Genomic DNA, 17897 nt, shown 5'->3' with positions numbered 1-17897 from the left:
CGGATCATGCTCTAGGTGTGGACGTAGTCCCCCGGCGCATCGGGCAGGCCGGGAGAGTCTCCGATTCCGATCTGCGGCGGCTCGCAGGGCGCGCCGGAGCGCGCCGCCAGCCAATTTGTCCATTCCGGCCACCACGACCCTTCAACGTGCGGAGCCAGCTTCAGCCATTCGTCTGCACCAACGTAGGGCGCGTCCTCGGCTTTGGTCAGCACCTGATAGCTGTGGCCCGGGTCCTCTGGAGGCGCAACGACACCGGCATTGTGGCCACCGCTGGTCAACAGGAACGTCACGTCGGCGTCGACCTGATAGTGGATCTTGTAGACGGATCGCCACGGCGCCACGTGATCGGCGAGCGTGCCGACCACGAACATCGGCGCGTGAATATCGGACAACGAAATGCTCCTGCCGCCGACGTGGTAGCGCCCCCCGGCAAGATCGTTGTCGAGGAATAGCTTGCGCAGATATTCCGAATGCATGCGATAGGGCAGCCGCGTGGCGTCGGCATTCCAGGCCATCAGGTCGTTCAGCGGCGCGCCCTCGCCCATCAGATAGTCGTGCGACAGCCGCGACCAGATCAGTTCGTTGGAGCGCAACAGCTGGAAGGCGCCTGCCATCTGCGTCGTGTCGAGATAGCCACGCTGCCACATCATGTCCTCGAGAAAGGCGACCTGACTCTCATTGATGAAGAGCGTCAGCTCTCCAGCCTCGGTGAAGTCGGTCTGGGCCGCAAGAAGAGTGACGGTGCCGAAACGGTTGTCACCGTCGCGCTCCATCGCGGCGGCGGCGATCGACAGCAATGTGCCGCCCAGACAATAACCGAGCGCATGGGTCTTCCGGCACGGCATGACCCGGCCGATCATGTCCAGCGCCGCCATGACGCCCAGCCTGCGATAATCGTCGAAGGCGAGATCGCGATCCCTCGCATCGGCGTTGCGCCAGGAGATCGCGAATACGGTGAAACCCTGACCGGTCAGATATTTGACCAGCGAATTGCGGGGCGAGAGATCAAGGATGTAGTATTTCATGATCCAGGCCGGCACGATCAGGATCGGTTCGGGTCGGACCTGCGCGGTGGTCGGAGAGTACTGAATCAGCTCGATCAGCTCGTTGCGGTAGACGACCTTGCCGGGCGACGCCGCCACGGTCTTGCCGACCACAAACTGCGCATCATCCGCCAACCTTGAGTTGGAGAGCAGGCGCATCAGGTCGCTGCACCAGTTCTGCCATCCGAAAACGAAATTCTCCCCGCCGCTCTGGAACGCCTTCTCCAGCACCTTCGGATTGGTCGCCGCGAAATTCGACGGCGCCAGCATGTCGAGCGTCTGGCGCATCGAGAACTCGACGATGGCTTCGTTGGCGTGCGACACGCCGCGCACGCCGGTCGTGGCATCGTGCCACCAGCGCTCTCCAAGTAGAAATGCTTGCGCCAGCAAATTGAACGGCGCGGCCTCCCATTGCGGTCCGCTGAAGCGGCGATCCCGCCCCTGCGGCTGGATCACCGACCACGGCTTCTGCTCCGGTGACGCCGCGTGCACGACAGCCTCGGCCAACCGGCCGGTGTCGCGCAGAATGTTGCGGGAAATCTCCATCTGGCGCTGCGGCGCCGCGGCGAGATGCGAACCCCAATCGAGCCAGGCGAGCGACAAGGCAAGCGGCGATATCCCGCCTGTGAACCGTGCCAGCATCGCGTGGAACGCGCGGTCAAGAGGATATGGTTCTGATGCAGGCAGAGGATCGGCGGCGGCCGGCATTCCTGCAAGCCTTTCGGGGCTCACCGTCGAGGCTTCGGGACCTGCGGCGGGATTGACAGGGAGAACCTGCACCGCCGGCTCCTCGGCCCGTGGAAATATCTGCACGACGCTCATGGCTCAATGTTCCCGAGGGCTTCTGTTCTACGTCGACGGCAGGATATGGCCCGGCTTCGCATACGCGTTGAGCTGCATCAAATCCGGGCGCGGATCACAATTGCTTAATCAGGATGGAGGGGCTTCGTCCGATTGACCTGAGTCAAGCCGCACCTAGATGCCTCAGCTAATTTTTGCGTATCGAAATTCGACAAGCCAGCGGAGTTGTCCATGCGCGCCCACCAGATCATGACCAGGTCGGTCATCTCGGTTAATCCCGACACCAGCATCGTCGAGGCGGCGAATATCATGCTGAAACGGCACGTCAGCGGTCTCACGGTGGTCGACGATACCGGCAAGCTGGTCGGCGTCGTTTCGGAAGGAGATTTCATCCGCCGCAGCGAAATCGGCACCGGGCGCAAGCGCGGACGCTGGCTGCGGTTCATCCTCGGTCCGGGCAAATCCGCCAGCGACTTCGTCCATGAGCACGGCCGCAAGGTCGCGGAGGTGATGACCGCGTCGGTCGTGACCATCACGGAGGATACGGCGCTCGCCGAGATCGTCGACTTCATGGAGCGCAACAACGTGAAGCGGCTGCCGGTGGTGCGCGGCGACAAGGTCGTCGGGATCGTTTCCCGCGCCAATCTGCTGCAGGCGGTGGCGGGGCTCGCCCGCGACGTGCGGGATCCGACCGCAGACGACGACCACATTCGCAACCGCATCATCGACACCATGGAGAAGAACGACTGGTGTCCGTTCGGACTGAACGTCATCGTCCGCGACGGCATCGCTCACCTCAGCGGGGTCATCACCGAAGAGCGCACACGGCAGGCCGCGATCGTCGCAGCGGAGAACGTCGAGGGTGTGAAGAAGGTGCACGACCATCTGTGCTGGGTCGACACCATGTCGGGCATCTATCTGAACTCGCCCGAGGACGACGAGCTCGCCAAGGCCAGCTGACGCGCGTCAGCGCGGAATGACGGCGGTGGCCTCGATCTCGACGCGCGCCGCCTTTTCCACGAGGCGCACCACCTGCACCAGCGCCATCGCCGGATAGTGCGCGCCGAAGATGGCACGGTAGATCTTGCCGAGATCCTTCAGGTTGGACAGGTACTCGTCCATGTCGACCACGTACCAGGTCAACCGCACGAGGTGCTCTGGCCCTGCACCGGCCTCAGTCAGGATGGCGGCGATGTTGCGCAAGGTCTGGTGCACCTGCGCAACGAAGCCATCGGCGAGACGCTCTTCGGCATCCCAGCCGATCACCCCGCCGGTGACGACGATGCGGCCCTCAGCGGCCATGCCATTGGCATAGCCCTTCGGCATCGGCCACCCCGACGGCTGGAGCACCTGCACCCGCGGACGGGTGTCATCCTCGGCTGCGGTCGGCAGCACCGCAAGCTGCGGGCCTTTCGGCGTCGTCACGGACAATTTTCCATCCTTCTCATTCCGCCGCAACGCCCGAGGACGTCACCGCGGCCTGCGCCAGTTGCCGCAAGGCAAAGCGCTTCAATTTTCCGGTCTCGGTCTTCGGGAGTTGCGTCACGAACTCGATCGCGCGCGGATATTTGTACGGCGCAATCTCGCGTTTGACATGCTCCTGCAACTCGGTCACGAGCTGCGCGTCCGGTGTCACGCCGGGCGCCGCGACGACATAGGCCTTCACGATCATGCCGCGCGCCTCGTCCGGGGCGCCGACCACACCGCACTCGGCCACCGCCGGATGCGTGAGCAGTGCCGCCTCGACGTCCGTGCCCGCGATATTGTAGCCGGCCGACACGATCATGTCGTCGGAGCGCGACTGGTACCAGAAATAGCCGTCGCTATCCATCAGATAGGTGTCGCCGGTGATGTTCCAGCCGTTCTGGACGTATTTGCGCTGCCGCTCGTCGGCGAGATAGCGACAGCCGGTCGGCCCGCGCACCGCAAGCTTCCCCATGGTGCCCGGCGGAACGTCACGGCCCTCATCGTCGACGATCTTGGCTTCATAGCCCGGAACGGGCTTTCCGGTGGCGCCGGGACGGATCTCGTCCTCGGTCGCGCTGATGAAGATGTGCAGCAGCTCGGTCGAGCCGATGCCGTCCATCAGTTTGATGCCGGCGGCCTTGAGCCAGGCGTCGAAGGTTGGCTTGGGCAGGGTCTCGCCTGCGGAAACACATTTGCGAAGCGAGGAGATGTCGCGGCCCGGCAGCTTGCCGATCATCGCCCGGTATGCGGTCGGCGCCGTGAAGCAAACCGTGGTCTTGTATTGCTCGATCGCCGCCAGCATGTCGTCCGGCGTCGTCTTCTCCAGCACGACGAAGGAGGCGCCGATATGCATCGGAAACAGCACGCCGCCGAAGCCGAACGTGAACGCGAGCGGCGCCGAGCCGACGAAGCGATCTTTCTGCTCGGCCCGCAAGATGTTGCGCGCATAGCCGTCGCAAACCGCGAGCATGTCGCGATGGAAATGCATGGTGCCCTTGGGATCGCCTGTCGTGCCCGACGTGAAGGCGATCAGGCAGACATCGTCGGAGGCGGTATCGACGGCTTTGAACTCCGCACTGGCGCCGGCAATCAGAGCTTCGAGCGAGTCCGCCGCGCCATTGCCCCAATAAACAACCCGTCTGAGAGTCGGCGCAGCAGCTTTCGCCTTCTCCATTTCTTCGGCAAGCTTGCCGTCGCACAGCGCGAGCGCAATCTCCGCCTTCTGAATCGGATAGGACAGCTCCTTGGCGCGCAGCAGCGGCATCGTCGCCACGACGATGCCGCCGGCCTTGATCACCGCGAGATAGGTCGCGACCATCATGGGATTGTTGGCCGAGCGCAACAGCACGCGACCGCCGGGGACAAGGCCGAGCTTGCCGACCAGCACGTTGGCGATGCGATTCACGAGGGCTTGCAGCTCGCGATAGGTGTAGCTGACGGCGGGGCTGATGACGCAAGGCGCATCGCCATGCCCCTGCTCGACCCAGCGGTCGAGGAAATAGCTGACGCAGTTCAATCGAGGCGGATAGCGCAGCTCCGGCCGTGTGAAGATGAACTCGGGCCAGAGCTCGCGCGGCGGCAGATGCTGCTGCGCGAACGTATCGACATGGGCCGACGCAGCGTTGCCGTCATGCGAGCCCGTCACTTGAACTTTGGCGGCGTTGGCCATCGCACGCTCCTTTCAGCATGGATTGCACCCGGCAGCACGATCTGGAAAACATTTTAGGCTTAAAACAATTCGGCGCAATAGCGGATTTTGGGCATGCCGTGCTTTTTCCTGCGGCAAAAGGGATTGGCGGCCTGGCGGCCCCGCGCTTACGGCCGGCGGCGCGCGGCCGATTTCTGCGCGGACGCCTTGGTCTTGGCGAGGAGGCGCATCAATTCACGCACATCCTTCGGCGAGAGGTCGGCGAAGAGATCGGCGATCCAGGTCTCGTGCTCCGCAGCCATCCTGCGGAACTCGGCGCGGCCGAGCTTCGTGAGGCGGATCACCTGGACACGGCGATCCGTCTCCGAGGTGCGACGATCGAGATGGCCGGATTCCACAAGGCGCTCGACGAGACCTGTGACGTTGCCGTTCGACACCATCATGCGCTTGGAGACATCGGACAGCGTCATGCCATCAGGCGCCTTGTCGAGCTGCGCCATCAGATCGAAGCGGGGCAGCGTGACGTCGAACCGCTGCCGCAGCCGGCCGCGAACCTCGCCCTCGATCAGGGTCGTACAGGTCAGGAGGCGCAACCACAGCCGAAGCTCTTCGGCGTGGTCTTCCGGCGTTTCGACGGCCTTGGTCTCGGAATCGAGCATCTCGGTGCAGTCACTCTCGGCGGGCATTGGCGCCGGCACGGATTCCCCAACATTTTGAGCTTCAAATAAATTGAAGCCGGCCGCAAGTCCAAAGCTGCAACAATCGACCGCACGTGAATTTCTTTAGGCTTCAAATAATTGGCGCGACGCTTGCATGCACACTGCCGCTCGGATGGCGACGCCTTGAGCTTGCTTGCCGCGGCAGCCATCATCGGCATAAGCTTGGATCGGAGTACGCGGCCTGCAACGCTCGCCGAAAGTCACGAGGGACAGATCATGAAGATGCAAATGACCTTGGCCGCAGCCACCGCGCTGCTTGGCACCGCGATGACCCCAGCCCTCGCCGAGGACAAGATCAAGCTGGGCGTGATCGTGACCCTGTCGGGGCCCGCGGCCGCGCTCGGCCAGCAGGTTCGCGACGGCTTTGCACTTGCGGTGAAGGATCTCGGCAGCAAGATGGGCGGCCGTGATGTCGAGGTCGTCGTGGTCGACGATGAACTCAAGCCGGACGCGGGGGTGACCAAGGTCAAGGGCCTCCTGGAGCGCGACAAGGTCGACTTCGTGATCGGCCCGATCTTCTCCAACATCCTGCAGGCGATCCACCGGCCCGTGACGGAATCGAAAACCTTCCTGATCAGCCCCAATGCCGGTCCGTCGACGTTCGCCGGCAAGGACTGCAATCCGTTCTTCTATGTGACGTCCTACCAGAACGACCAGGTGCACGAGATCCTCGGCAAGGTGGCGCAGGATCGCGGCTACAAGCGCATGTACCTGATGGTGCCGAACTATCAGGCCGGCAAGGATTCGGTGGCGGGCTTCAAGCTCGACTACAAGGGCGAGATCGTCGAGGAATCCTACATGCCGCTGAACACGCTGGATTTCCAGCCGGAGTTGTCCAAGATCTCCTCGCAGAAGCCCGATGCCCTCTTCACGTTCATGCCGGGCGGCCTCGGCGTCAATCTGGTCAAGCAATACCGGCAGGCCGGGCTCGCCGACAGCATTCCGGTGCTGTCGGCGTTCACGGTGGATGAATCAACCCTGCCGGCGCAGCAGGACGCGGCCGTCGGCATGTTCGGCGGCGCGAACTGGGCGCCCAACCTCGACAATCCCCAGAACAAGAAGTTCGTCGCCTCCTACGAGGCCGCCTATAACATTGTGCCCGGCACCTACGCCTTCCAGGCGTATGACGCCGCAATGCTGATCGACAGTGCGGTCAAGGCCGTGAAGGGCGACCTCTCGAACAAGGACGCCGTCCGGACCGCGCTGAAGAAGGCCGACTTCACCTCGCTGCGCGGCGCTTTCAAGTTCAACACCAACGGCTATCCGATCCAGGACTTCTACCTGACCAAGGTCGCCAAGCGTTCGGACGGCAAGTTCCAGACCGAGATCGTCCAGAAGGTCTTCGAGAATTACGGCGATCGCTATGCCAAGGACTGCAAGGCGGCGAACTAAGCCGCGCGTCGCGTCAAGGGAGGAGGACTGCAATGAAGAGCGAAATCACCGGCATCACGCGGGCCAACGAGGGCATCCAGGGAATTTCCTGGAACATCCTCGGCCAGACCTATGTGCCGAAGAGCTACACCGAACACAGCTTCTCATGGCACGCGACATTGCCGCCGGGCACGTTCGTGCCGCCGCACATTCACCCCGACCAGGATGAGTATCTCTACATGCTGGAGGGCAAGCTCGACTTCATGCTCGGCAATTCGGAGTCGCAGGCAACCGCTGGCGATTTGATCCGCCTCGGCATGGGCGTGCCGCACGGCATCTTCAACAAGTCGGAGCAGACCGCAAAGGTTTTGTTCTGGGTCTCGCCAAGCCGCAAACTGTTCGACCTGTTCTGGGGCCTTCACAACATGAAGGAACAGAAGCCGGAGGACGTGGTGGCGATGGCCGCCGAGTTCAACATCCACTTCCTGCCGCCGCCGCCCGGCGGCTAGCAGCGCGTCTTACCCACGGACCGCTGCAAGTCCCGGCACGGCGGCGAAGCCTGCCTTGGTGGCATAGCCGCGTACGATGGCCTCGCGCTGGGAATAGCTCAGGACGTTGTCGACGTTGTCGAATCCATCTGGCGCGAGCTGCTCGACGGCGTCGATGACGCCCTCGGGACCGCCGCGCCGGTTGGAGCGGACGATGTCGGCCGTCATCGGCAGACGCTTCTTCTCGTACTCGAGCAGCGCCTGGCGCGGATGCTCGGCGCGCACCAGCGCGTCCGCAAGGCAGCGCGCATCGAGGATCGCCTGTGACGCGCCATTGGAGCCGACCGGATACATGGGGTGCGCGGCGTCGCCGAGCAGCGTGACGCGTCCGGACGACCAGTACGGCAAGGCATCGCGGTCGCAGGTCGGATATTCGTAGAATTCGGGCGTCGCCGAGATCAGGCTCTTCACGTCGACGTAGGGCACGGAGAAGCGCGCGACATGCGGCATCAGTTCCTCGCGGCGGCCCGGCCGCGACCAGTCTTCTTTCCGCGGCGGCGGCGCGTTGCCCTCGCCCACCTTCACCAGCACGGCCCAGTTGGTCAGGCGACTCGCCGGGCTCGACCCTTCTGCGATCGGATAGATCACCACCTTGGCATTGAGGCCGCCGGCCACGATCATCGATTTGCCGGTGAGGAACAGCGGCCAGTCGCGCGCACCGCGCCATAGCATCAGGCCGTTCCAGCACGGTGGGCCCTCGTTCGGGAACAACGTCTCCCGGACGCGTGAATGGATACCGTCGGCGCCGATCAGGATATCGCCGCGCGCCGTGTGGACATGGGCGCCCGCACGATCAAAGAAATAGGCGGTGACGCCGCCCTCATCCTGCGTGAACGCACCAAGCCGGCAGCCGGTGTGGATTGCGCCCACCCCGAGCCTCTCCTCGACGGCGCGATGGATGACGCCCTGGAGGCGGCCGCGATGGATCGAGAATTGCGGCACGTCGTGGCCGGCGTCGATGCCGCGGGCTTCGCGCCAGACCTCCTGGCCGTGGCGATTGAGATAATAGAGCTGATCGGTGCGGATCGCGACCTCGTCGAGCTTCTGCAACAGGCCGAGACCGGCGAGCTCGCGCATCGCATGCGGCAGCGTGTTGATTCCGACGCCGAGCTCGCGAATGGTGTCGGCCTGCTCGAAGATCTCACAGTCCAGGCCGCGCGAGCGCAGCATCAATGCCGTTGTGAGACCACCGATACCGCCACCGATGATTATCGCCTTCATCGCCCAAACTCCACTCGAAACACAGGCAATGGGTTAACGTCGCACGGGCGGTCACTCCGCCGCAAGCGGCTTTGTCGCCTCCGCCTTGAGCTCGGCCCGGGTCTTGGGCTTAGCCTTAATGCGCAGCTCGTCGAGATCCTGCCGGTCGCGCACGCTGTTGCGGAAAATTTGCTCTTTTCCCGGCAGATATTGCGGCGGGCAGAACGCCGCATCTGCCCCGTACCAGGCCGCCGCCCTCATGGTGAAGAACGGATCGACCAGATGCGGGCGGCCCAGCGCGACGAGATCCGCCCGGCCCGCGGCCAGGATGGTGTTGGCCTGGTCCGCCGTCGTGATGTTGCCGACGCACATCGTGGCCACGCGCGCCTCGTTGCGGACCTGATCCGAGAACGGTGTCTGGAACATGCGGCCATAGATCGGTTGCGCATCGCGGACGGTCTGCCCCGTCGAGACGTCGACGAGATCGACGCCGGCCTCGGCGAAAGCACGCGCAATCGCCACCGCATCGTCGCCGATGATGCCCCCGTCGGCCCAGTCAGTCGCGGAAATGCGCACCGACATCGGCTTGTGCGACGGCCACACCGCGCGCAGGGCCTCGAAGATCTCGAGCGGGAAACGAAGGCGATTCTCGAGTGAGCCGCCATACTCGTCCGTGCGAGTGTTCGTCAGCGGCGAGATGAAGCTTGCGAGCAGATAGCCGTGGGCGCAATGGAGCTCCAACATGTCGAATCCGCAGCGCTCGCCGCGCTCGGCCGCCGCGACGAAAGCATCCCTCACCGCGCTCATGCCGGCGCGATCGAGCTCGCGCGGGACCTGGCTATCGGGGAAATAGGGCAGCGGCGATGCCGAGAGCACTTCCCAGCCGCCATCTTCCAGTGGCCGGTCCATCCCGTCCCACATCAGCTTGGTCGCGCCCTTGCGGCCGGCGTGGCCGAGTTGCAGACAGATTTTTGCAGCCGAGTTGCCGTGGACGAAATCCACGATGCGCCGCCAGGCGGCCTCCTGCTCGTCGTTCCACAACCCAGCGCAGCCGGGCGTGATGCGGGCATCGCGGCTGACGCAGGTCATCTCGGTGAAGATCAGCCCCGCGCCGCCGATCGCACGCGAGCCGTAATGCACCAAGTGGAAATCGGTCGGCACCCCCTCCTTGGCCGAATACATGCACATCGGCGACACCACGGCGCGGTTGGCGATCTCCATCTCGCGCAGCCGGAACGGCTGAAACAGCGGCACCACCGGCTTTTTGGTATCGACGTCGAAACCGCTGTCACGAACACGCCTCGCAAACGATTGTTCGACCTCTGCCACGAAATCGGGCGCGCGAAGTTTGAGATTGTCATAGGTGATCGCCTTCGAGCGCGTCATCACGCCAAAGGCAAACTGCACGGGGTCAAAATCCCAGAAGCGATCGACATGCTCGAACCAGACCAGCGAGACGTCGGCGGCGTGCTGCGTCTTCTCGACCTCTTCACGGCGGCCATGCTCATAGAGATCGAGCGCAGCCTTGGTGCTCGGCGCGTTCTGCATGGCTTCGGCCAGCGCAATCGCGTCTTCCATCGCGAGCTTGGTGCCGGAGCCGATCGAGAAATGCGCGCTCGCCTTGGCATCGCCAAGCAGCACCATGTTGTCCTTGACCCAGCGCTTGCTGCGGATCATCGGGAAATTGCGCCACATCGAACGGTTGGTGAGGAGCTTGTGCCCTTCGAGGAACCAGCCAAAAATCTCGGCCATGCGGCCGGCGGACTGCGTCTCGTCCAACCCCGACAGGCCGGCCCGCTCGAACGTCTCAGGATCGGTCTCGAAGATCCAGGTCGAGTGTCCGGCCTCATATTGATAGGCGTGGGCGATGAACGGCCCCCACTCGGTCTCCTGGAAGATGAAGGTGAAGGCATCGAGCGGCCTGGTCGAGCCCATCCAGGCGAACTTGTTGGAGCGGACGTCGACCTCCGGCTGGAAATGATCGATGTATTTCTCGCGGAAGCGGCTGTTGATGCCGTCGGCGATCAGGATGAGATTGGCATCGGCGAAGCGGGATTCGTCGGCAATGTCCACCTCGAAGTGCAGGACGACGCCAAGCTCGCGGGCTCGCTCCTGGAGGATCAGAAGCAGCTTGCGCCGCGAGCAGCCGCAGAAACCGTTACCGCCGACCCGGTGGACGGTGCCGCGGAAATGCACCGCGATGTCGTCCCAGTACGCGAACTCCTGGGTGATGCGGCGGTAACTCGGCAGATCGTGCTTCTCGAAATTGTCCAGCGTGGCGTCGGAGAACACCACACCGAATCCGAAAGTATCGTCGGCCCGATTGCGCTCATACACCGCGATGTCGGCGCCCGGGCGCTGCTTCTTGAGCAGGATCGCAGCGTAGAGACCCGCAGGTCCGCCACCGATGATCGCGACTTTCATGGGAGCCTCGCCAATTCACCCGGCCATGAAACTATTTTAAGCCTAAAATAATTCCGCGCAAGTCCCCTTGCTGGGCCGGCGTCGGGCAACGGCGCCGTCAATCGCCCCTGAAGACCGGCTTGACCTTGTTGGCGAAAGCCTCGAAAGCGCGCGTGAAATCGGCCGTCGTCATGCACAGCGCTTGGGCGACGGCTTCCGCCTCGATCGCCTCCTCCACTGACATCGCCCATTCCATCGCCAGCATCCGCTTGGTCATGGTGTTGGCGAAGGTTGGCCCTTCCGCGATCTGCTTGGCCAGCGATTGCGCCTGGGTCAGCACCTGCTCCGGCGTCACGATGCGGCTGAAGAAGCCCCAGCGCTCGCCCTCCTCCGCGGTCATGAACCGGCCGGTGTAGAGCAGCTCGGAGGCGCGGGATTGTCCGATGATCCGCGGCAGGATCGCGCAGGCGCCCATGTCGCAACCGGCGAGGCCCACCTTGTTGAACAGGAACGCGACCTTGGTCCCGCTCGCCGCGAGGCGCATGTCTGAGGCCATGGCAACGATCGCACCGGCCCCGGCACAGATGCCCTCGACCGCAGCTACAATCGGCTGCGGGCAGGCGCGCATCGCCTTGACGAGATCGCCTGTCATCCGCGTGAAGGCCGTCAGCCCCTTGGTGTCCATCTTCACCAGCGGACCGATGATCTCGAACACGTCACCGCCGGACGAGAAATTACCACCCGCGCCCGTGACGACAATGCATTTGACCTCGTCGTCGAACGCGCAAGCGCGGAAGAAGTCGGTCAGTTCCCGGTAGCTCTCGAACGTCAGCGGATTCTTTCGTTCGGGCCGGTTGAGCGTGACCGTCGCAACGCCGTCGACCACAGCCAGCAGGAAGTGCTGCGGCGAATAGTCCGCGAGCGGAATGGTGACGGGATTTGTTGGTCTACTCATGCGATCTCCTTGGCTTCCTTGTTCCGCGCCTGCGCCAGGCACGCTAGACCTCGCCCCCGGCCACGGCAATCGCCTGCCCTGTGATCGCGCCGGCGCCCTCGCCGCACAACCAAAGAACCGCGTCTGCCACCTCCTGAGGCGTGATCAGGCGTCCTTGCGGATTGTGCTTGGCGAGCTCTGCGATCGCCTGCTCGCGGCTACGCCCCGTCTTGTTCATGATATTCTCGATGCTGCCGGCGACGAGATCGGTGTCCGTGAAGCCGGGACACACCGCGTTGACAGTGATATTGCTGCTGGCCATCTCGAGGGCAAGGGAACGCACGAGGCCGACAACGGCGTGCTTGGCCGCGCTGTACGCGCTGACATAGGCGTAGCCCTTCAGCCCCGCCGTCGACGCGACCGCGACAATACGGCCATAAGGACGGCCCTTCATGCCCGGCAACACAGCGCGGACGGCGTGGACCACGCCCATGAAATTGACATCCATCATGCGCGTGAAGAGAGCGGTATCCGACTTCGCGAATGGCGCCGATTCAGCGCTGCCAGCGTTGGCAATGAGAATATCGATCGGCTGCCGCGCGCTCGCCTCGGCAATGGCTGCCTTCAACGAGGCCTCGTCCGAAACGTCGGCGACGGCCGCAAAATGCGCGGCGCCGGCGTCGACCGCCTCTGCGAGAGTCGCCGCATTCCTGCCAAGCACGGTCACGGTGGCGCCCGCACCGACCAGAGATGCCGCGATCGCGCGGCCGATGCCGCGACCTCCACCTGTCACCAGCGCGTGCGGCGAGTGCGGCAATCCGGACATGCGCCAGCTCCCTTGGATCTCGTGACCGTTGCTCCCTATATTTTAACCTTCAAACTTTTGCAACGAAAGCGGCGGTCGCCGCCGCAAACATCACGGCACGAGCGGCGGCCCGAAAATTGCTTTAAGTATAAAATTATTGCTTCCCATCCCCCACAGGCCTGTTAGCATCAAAGCGCCGAGCAAAGGGATGTCGCGTGTCGCAGCCTGCGCCAATGATAACAAAGGACGGACGCTTCGCCTATGAAGCCGCGGGCGATCCGAACGCGACGCCTCTGATCTTCCTGCATGGCATCGGCGGCGCTGCGCGAGCCTGGCGGCGCCAGCTTGCCACATTCGGGAGCCGCTTCCGCGCAATCGCATGGGATATGCCGGGCTATGGCGGATCGGCACCGCTCGCCAGCGTCAGCATCGCTGCCCTGGCGCAGGCGCTCCAGCAATTCATCGAACAGCTCGGCGCAGCCAGACCCATTCTCGTCGGTCACTCGATCGGCGGCATGATCGTCCAGAAATGGCTGGTGCAATCGCCAAAACTGGCGCGCGCAGTCGTGTTGGCGCAAACCAGCCCTGCCTTCGGCAAGGCCGACGGAGACTGGCAGAAATCGTTCATCGCGGCGCGGCTCGGACCGCTCGATCGCGGGGAGACGATGAAGTCGCTGGCGCCCTCGCTGGTGAAAGAGCTTGTCGGCGACGCCCCTGATCCGGAAGGCATGGAGCTTGCATGCGAGTGCATGGCAAGCGTGCCCGAGGCAAGCTATCGCGCCATGATGCTGGCTCTCATCGGCTTCGATCAGCGCAGCACGCTTGGGAATATTTCCGTTCCCACGCTGCTGCTGTCCGGTTCCAAGGACAACAACGCGCCCGCGCCGATGATGGCAAAGACGGCGACGTACATTCCCTCCGCCGAATATGTCGAGCTCACCGGCGTCGGCCATCTCGCCAATCTTGAACGTCCTGATGGCTTCGACGAGGCGCTCGGCAAGTTCCTGAACTCTCTCGCGCCCAAAGCGTAAGGTGACCGCGCCATGACGATGCAAGTCAGCAAGACCATCGGCGGGGCTGACAAGGTCGCGCTCGACGCGCCGATCTTCGATCCCGTCGCATTCCGCCTGAACGACGAGCAGTCCGGCATCATTACGCGCGCAAGAGAGATCGGCCAGAGCGTGTTCGCCGCTCGCGCCGCCACTTACGATCGCGAGGCGACCTTCCCGGTCGAGAACTATCGCGACCTGCATCGCGTCGGCCTGCTCGGCATCGCCGTTCCCAAGAAACACGGCGGGCTCGGCGCGAACTACCAGACCTATGCTTTGGCGGCGGCCGAGATCGGCCGCTATTGCGGTGCGACCGCGCTGACCTGGAACATGCACGTCTGCTCGACCCTATGGTCGGGCCCGCTCGCCGACGATCTCGACATGGACGCCGAGACCCGGGCGGAGCACGAGCGGCGTCGTGCAGTCCACTACAAGCGCATCGTCGATGACGGCGCGATCTATTCGCAGCCTTTCTCGGAGGGCGGTGCGGCCGCCGCCGGCGGCGTCGCGTTCGGCACGGAAGCAAAGCCCGTGGAAGGCGGCTGGATCGTCAACGGCAAGAAGATCTTTGCATCGCTCTCCGGTCATGCCGACTATTACGGCGTGCTCTGCACCGAGATCGAGGAAGGCGAAAAGGCGTCGCGCCGCAACACGCTTTATCTCGCCATCTCCGCCAAATCGGAAGGCATCTCGGTCGTCGGCGACTGGGATCCGCTCGGCATGCGCGGTACGGTTTCGCGGACGCTCCTGTTCAAGGACGTGTTCGTGCCGGACGATTCTGCGCTGATGCCGCGCGGCGTCTATTTCCAGGCCGCGATGCGCTGGCCGCACATGTTCCTGACGTTGTCGCCGACCTATATGGGCCTGGCGCAAGCCGCCTATGATTTCACTTTGCGCTATCTGCGCGGCGAGGTGCCGGGCATGCCGCCTGTCAAGCGGCGGATGTACCCGACCAAGCAGATCGCGGTCGCGCAGATGCAGATCAAGCTCGAACAGATCAAGGCGATCTGGTTCCAGGCCGTCACCGAGGCCTGCGCCAATCCGAGCAAGGAGCAGGTGCTGCGGGCCTATGCCGCGCAATATTCGGTGATGGAAGGAGCCAATGAGCTCGCCGCGCTCGCGATCCGCACCTGCGGCGGTCAGGCCATGCTGCGGTCGCTGCCGCTGGAGCGGATCTATCGCGACAGCCGCTGCGGCTCGCTGATGCTGCCATGGACCGCCGAGCTCTGCCTCGACCGGATCGGGCGCGAGGCGCTGTACGAGGCCGGCGAGACGGACGACTGATTGTGGACCTCTGTAGTCTGATCGACCGCAATGCGGCCTTCGCGCCAGACAAGACAGCCATTGCCTTCGAAGGGGAACGGTTGAGCTATGCGGCGTTCGCCGCGCGTATCGAACGGACCGCGACGGCGTTGAAGCAGGAGCTCGGCGTCGGCCGCGGCGACCGCATCGCCATCCTCAGTCTGAACCGGCCGGACTACCTGGTTCTGCTTTATGCCTGCGCGCGACTTGGCGCGATGCTGGTGCCGCTGAACTGGCGGCTCGCCGTCGCCGAGCAGCTCTTCATTCTCACCGATGCGGGCGCCAAGGTGCTGGTGCTCGAGCAGGCCTTTGAGGGCGTTCTTTCCGAGCTTGGGCGGACCGCGCCGGGGACTGCCGTCGTCGGCCTCGACTTTGCGCCGCCTCGCGGCACGACATTCGAAAGCCTACTGACGCGCAGCGACGGCACCAGCCGAAATCCGCACACCGACCTCTCCTGCCCGCTCCTCATCGTCTACACATCGGGAACAACAGGGCGGCCGAAAGGCGCGGTGCTGCGCCAGGAGGCACTGTTCTGGAACGGCGTCATGAGCCAGCACATGCACAACATGACGTCCGATGACCACGTGCTGACCGTGCTGCCATTCTTCCACGTCGGCGGCCTCAATATCCAGACGACGCCGGCACTGCAGCTGGGCGCGACCGTCACGGTCCACGCGCGCTTCACGCCGGAGACCGCGCTTGCGGCCATCGAAAAGGAACGGCCGACGCTCACGGTGATGGTGCCTGCGATCATCCAGGCCGTGAGTGAGCATCCCGCCTGGGGGGCTGCTGATCTTTCGTCGCTCAAGGCCGTCGCCACCGGCTCGACCATTGTGCCTCCGCACCTGATCGAGCGTTTCGTCGTGCGCGACGTCCCGGTGCTTCAGGTCTACGGCTCGACCGAAACCTGCCCGATCGCCGTCTACACGCGGCTTGGCGGCGACCTTTCGCGCGCGGGATCGACCGGCCTTGCCGGCCTGTGCTGCGAAGCGAAGGTGGTCGATCATTCCGGCAACGAGGTGCCAGCGGGCACGCCGGGCGAGATCGCGGTGTGCGGACCCAACGTGTTCTTCGAATATTGGGGTAACGAGGCCGCCACGCGCGACGCATTGCACGACGGCTGGTATCGCACCGGCGATATCGGCTTGTGCGACGCCGACGGCTATTTCTGGGTGCGCGATCGCAAGAAGAACATGATCATTTCGGGGGGCGAGAACGTCTATCCGGCGGAGGTCGAGCGCGTCCTGCTCGAACACCCCGATGTCAGCGAATGCGCGGTGATCGGCCGGCCCGACCCGCGCTGGGACGAGGTGCCGATCGCCTATGTCATCCCCCGATCCGGCTGCCGGCTCGAAGCGAACGAGCTGACAGCCCATGTCCAGGCACAACTCGCCCGCTACAAGGTGCCGCGCGACATCGTCTTCGTCACCGACCTGCCGCGCACGGCGCTGGGCAAGGTCCAGCATTTCCTGCTGAAGCAGCTTGATGCGCAGTCCCGCGCGCAAGGAGAAGCATCTTGAAGATTGCGGTTCTGGGTGGAGGAAACGGCTCTTTCGCGGCCGCAGGCGATTTTGCGCTGTCGGGCCATGAGGTCCGGCTGTGGCGTCGCGATGCCAATCAGGTCGCCGCGCATCGCGCCGCCGGCTCGCGCATCCTGGTGAGGGATCACAACGGCCGCCACGACGTGACGCTCGCGCTGGTCACGACCGATATGGCCGAGGCCGTCGACGGCACGGAGCTGATCCTGTGCCCCGCACCTGCCTTCGCACAGCCGGATATCGCTCGCCTGCTCGCTCCGCATCTGCGGGACGGTCAGGTCGTATTCTTGCCACCGGCGACATTCGGCTCGATGATCTTCGCCCAGGCTGCGCGGGATGCCGGGAACCATGCCAAGGCAAGCTTTGCCGAAACCGGCACACTACCGTGGCTCACTCGCAAGCACGGACCGTTTGAGGTCGCGATCACCATCCGCGCCAAGCGGCTTCCGGTCGGCGTGTTCCCGCTCGACCAGGCGCCGCATGCACTTGAAGTCATCGGGCGCGCTTTCCCGGACGTGATCGAACCCTGTGGAGATGCGCTGTCCGGAGCGCTGATGAATGCAGGACCCATCATCCACCCGCCGTTGATCGTGATGAACGCCGGTCCAATCGAGCATTTCGAGCGCTGGGACATTCACAAGGAAGGCACGCAAGCCGCGATCCGGCGGGTCACCGACGCGCTCGACGCCGAGCGGATCGCGGTGCGCGAGGCATTCGGTTACGGTGCACCGCATTTTCCGCTCGCTCACCACTATGCGAGGGAAGGCGAGATCTGGATGTATGGCCGCGGCTCCCATGACCGGCTGACCGAATCCGGCGACTGGCGCGAACGGATCGTGCTGACCGAGCACCGCTATATGCGTGAGGACCTGCGGCTCGGGTTGTCTCTGCTGGTTTCCGTCGCCGGCCTGGCTGGCGTGGCCACACCGCTAGCCAAAGCGTTCCTGTCGATCGGCGGCGGGGTCTGCGGCGAGGATTTTGCGCGAGGTGGTCGAACGCTGAAGACGCTGGGGCTCGACAATCTCAGCAAGGCTGAATTGCAGACGCTGCTTCGCAATGGATTCTGATC

At 64.1% G+C, this 17897-nt stretch carries 15 protein-coding genes; 7 read left to right on the top strand and 8 right to left on the bottom strand.

The genetic code is table 11. From position 1 onward, the window contains the following. Window positions 1-11: 11 nt before the first annotated feature. Window positions 12-1865: an alpha/beta fold hydrolase gene (locus tag IVA81_RS33885; protein WP_247326381.1), complete on the bottom strand. Its 1854-nt coding sequence runs from the start codon at window positions 1863-1865 to the stop codon at window positions 12-14. Window positions 1866-2075: 210 nt separating this feature from the next. Between IVA81_RS33885 and IVA81_RS33880 the strand changes: the two genes are divergently transcribed. Next, window positions 2076-2804, top strand: coding sequence for a CBS domain-containing protein (locus tag IVA81_RS33880; RefSeq protein ID WP_247326380.1), 729 nt, complete (start codon window positions 2076-2078; stop codon window positions 2802-2804). A gap of 6 nt (window positions 2805-2810) precedes the next feature. On the opposite strand, the gene IVA81_RS33875 is transcribed toward IVA81_RS33880, so the two are convergent. The 3 genes from IVA81_RS33875 to IVA81_RS33865 form a co-directional block, all read right to left on the bottom strand. Then, window positions 2811-3269, bottom strand: coding sequence for a RidA family protein (locus tag IVA81_RS33875; protein ID WP_247326379.1), 459 nt, complete (start codon window positions 3267-3269; stop codon window positions 2811-2813). Window positions 3270-3288: 19 nt separating this feature from the next. Further along, window positions 3289-4980, bottom strand: a complete 1692-nt coding sequence (locus IVA81_RS33870; protein ID WP_247326376.1) for a benzoate-CoA ligase family protein — start codon at window positions 4978-4980, stop codon at window positions 3289-3291. A gap of 146 nt (window positions 4981-5126) precedes the next feature. Then, window positions 5127-5645, bottom strand: coding sequence for a MarR family transcriptional regulator (locus IVA81_RS33865; protein WP_246919084.1), 519 nt, complete (start codon window positions 5643-5645; stop codon window positions 5127-5129). Between the two features lie 249 nt (window positions 5646-5894). Between IVA81_RS33865 and IVA81_RS33860 the strand changes: the two genes are divergently transcribed. Beyond that, window positions 5895-7070 (top strand): ABC transporter substrate-binding protein, encoded by a 1176-nt coding sequence (locus tag IVA81_RS33860; protein ID WP_247326374.1) that lies wholly within the window; start codon window positions 5895-5897, stop codon window positions 7068-7070. Between the two features lie 32 nt (window positions 7071-7102). Continuing rightward, window positions 7103-7558, top strand: a complete 456-nt coding sequence (locus tag IVA81_RS33855) for a cupin domain-containing protein (protein ID WP_247326372.1) — start codon at window positions 7103-7105, stop codon at window positions 7556-7558. A 9-nt stretch (window positions 7559-7567) separates the two neighbouring features. Here IVA81_RS33855 and IVA81_RS33850 read toward each other — a convergent pair whose 3' ends face one another. From IVA81_RS33850 to IVA81_RS33835, 4 genes are all read right to left on the bottom strand, one after another. After that, complete coding sequence (locus IVA81_RS33850; RefSeq protein WP_247326370.1) at window positions 7568-8818, bottom strand: flavin-dependent oxidoreductase; 1251 nt, start codon at window positions 8816-8818, stop codon at window positions 7568-7570. Window positions 8819-8869: 51 nt separating this feature from the next. Next, a complete protein-coding gene (locus IVA81_RS33845) occupies window positions 8870-11221 on the bottom strand; it encodes a bifunctional salicylyl-CoA 5-hydroxylase/oxidoreductase (protein WP_247326369.1) in 2352 nt (783 codons plus the stop codon). A gap of 97 nt (window positions 11222-11318) precedes the next feature. Beyond that, window positions 11319-12155, bottom strand: a complete 837-nt coding sequence (locus IVA81_RS33840) for an enoyl-CoA hydratase family protein (RefSeq protein ID WP_247326367.1) — start codon at window positions 12153-12155, stop codon at window positions 11319-11321. Between the two features lie 43 nt (window positions 12156-12198). Continuing rightward, window positions 12199-12960: an SDR family oxidoreductase gene (locus tag IVA81_RS33835; protein WP_247326365.1), complete on the bottom strand. Its 762-nt coding sequence runs from the start codon at window positions 12958-12960 to the stop codon at window positions 12199-12201. A gap of 212 nt (window positions 12961-13172) precedes the next feature. On the opposite strand from IVA81_RS33835, the gene IVA81_RS33830 reads away from it, so the two are divergent. From IVA81_RS33830 to IVA81_RS33815, 4 genes are read left to right on the top strand one after another with little or no spacing between them, the layout of a single operon-like run. Then, complete coding sequence (locus IVA81_RS33830; RefSeq protein WP_247326364.1) at window positions 13173-13970, top strand: alpha/beta hydrolase; 798 nt, start codon at window positions 13173-13175, stop codon at window positions 13968-13970. Between the two features lie 12 nt (window positions 13971-13982). Continuing rightward, window positions 13983-15272, top strand: coding sequence for an acyl-CoA dehydrogenase family protein (locus tag IVA81_RS33825; RefSeq protein ID WP_247326363.1), 1290 nt, complete (start codon window positions 13983-13985; stop codon window positions 15270-15272). Window positions 15273-15274: 2 nt separating this feature from the next. Next, complete coding sequence (locus tag IVA81_RS33820) at window positions 15275-16810, top strand: long-chain fatty acid--CoA ligase (protein ID WP_247326362.1); 1536 nt, start codon at window positions 15275-15277, stop codon at window positions 16808-16810. Further along, entirely contained in the window at window positions 16807-17895 is a 1089-nt protein-coding gene (locus tag IVA81_RS33815) for an NAD/NADP-dependent octopine/nopaline dehydrogenase family protein (protein ID WP_247326361.1), read from the top strand. The genes IVA81_RS33820 and IVA81_RS33815 overlap by 4 nt, the downstream gene beginning before the upstream one ends. Window positions 17896-17897: the final 2 nt, after the last annotated feature.

It is taken from the genome of Bradyrhizobium sp. 141 (genome assembly GCF_023074055.1).
GTDB lineage: Bacteria > Pseudomonadota > Alphaproteobacteria > Rhizobiales > Xanthobacteraceae > Bradyrhizobium.
Note: the sequence above shows the minus strand (reverse complement) of the source record. Positions and strands in the feature narration are given on the sequence as shown.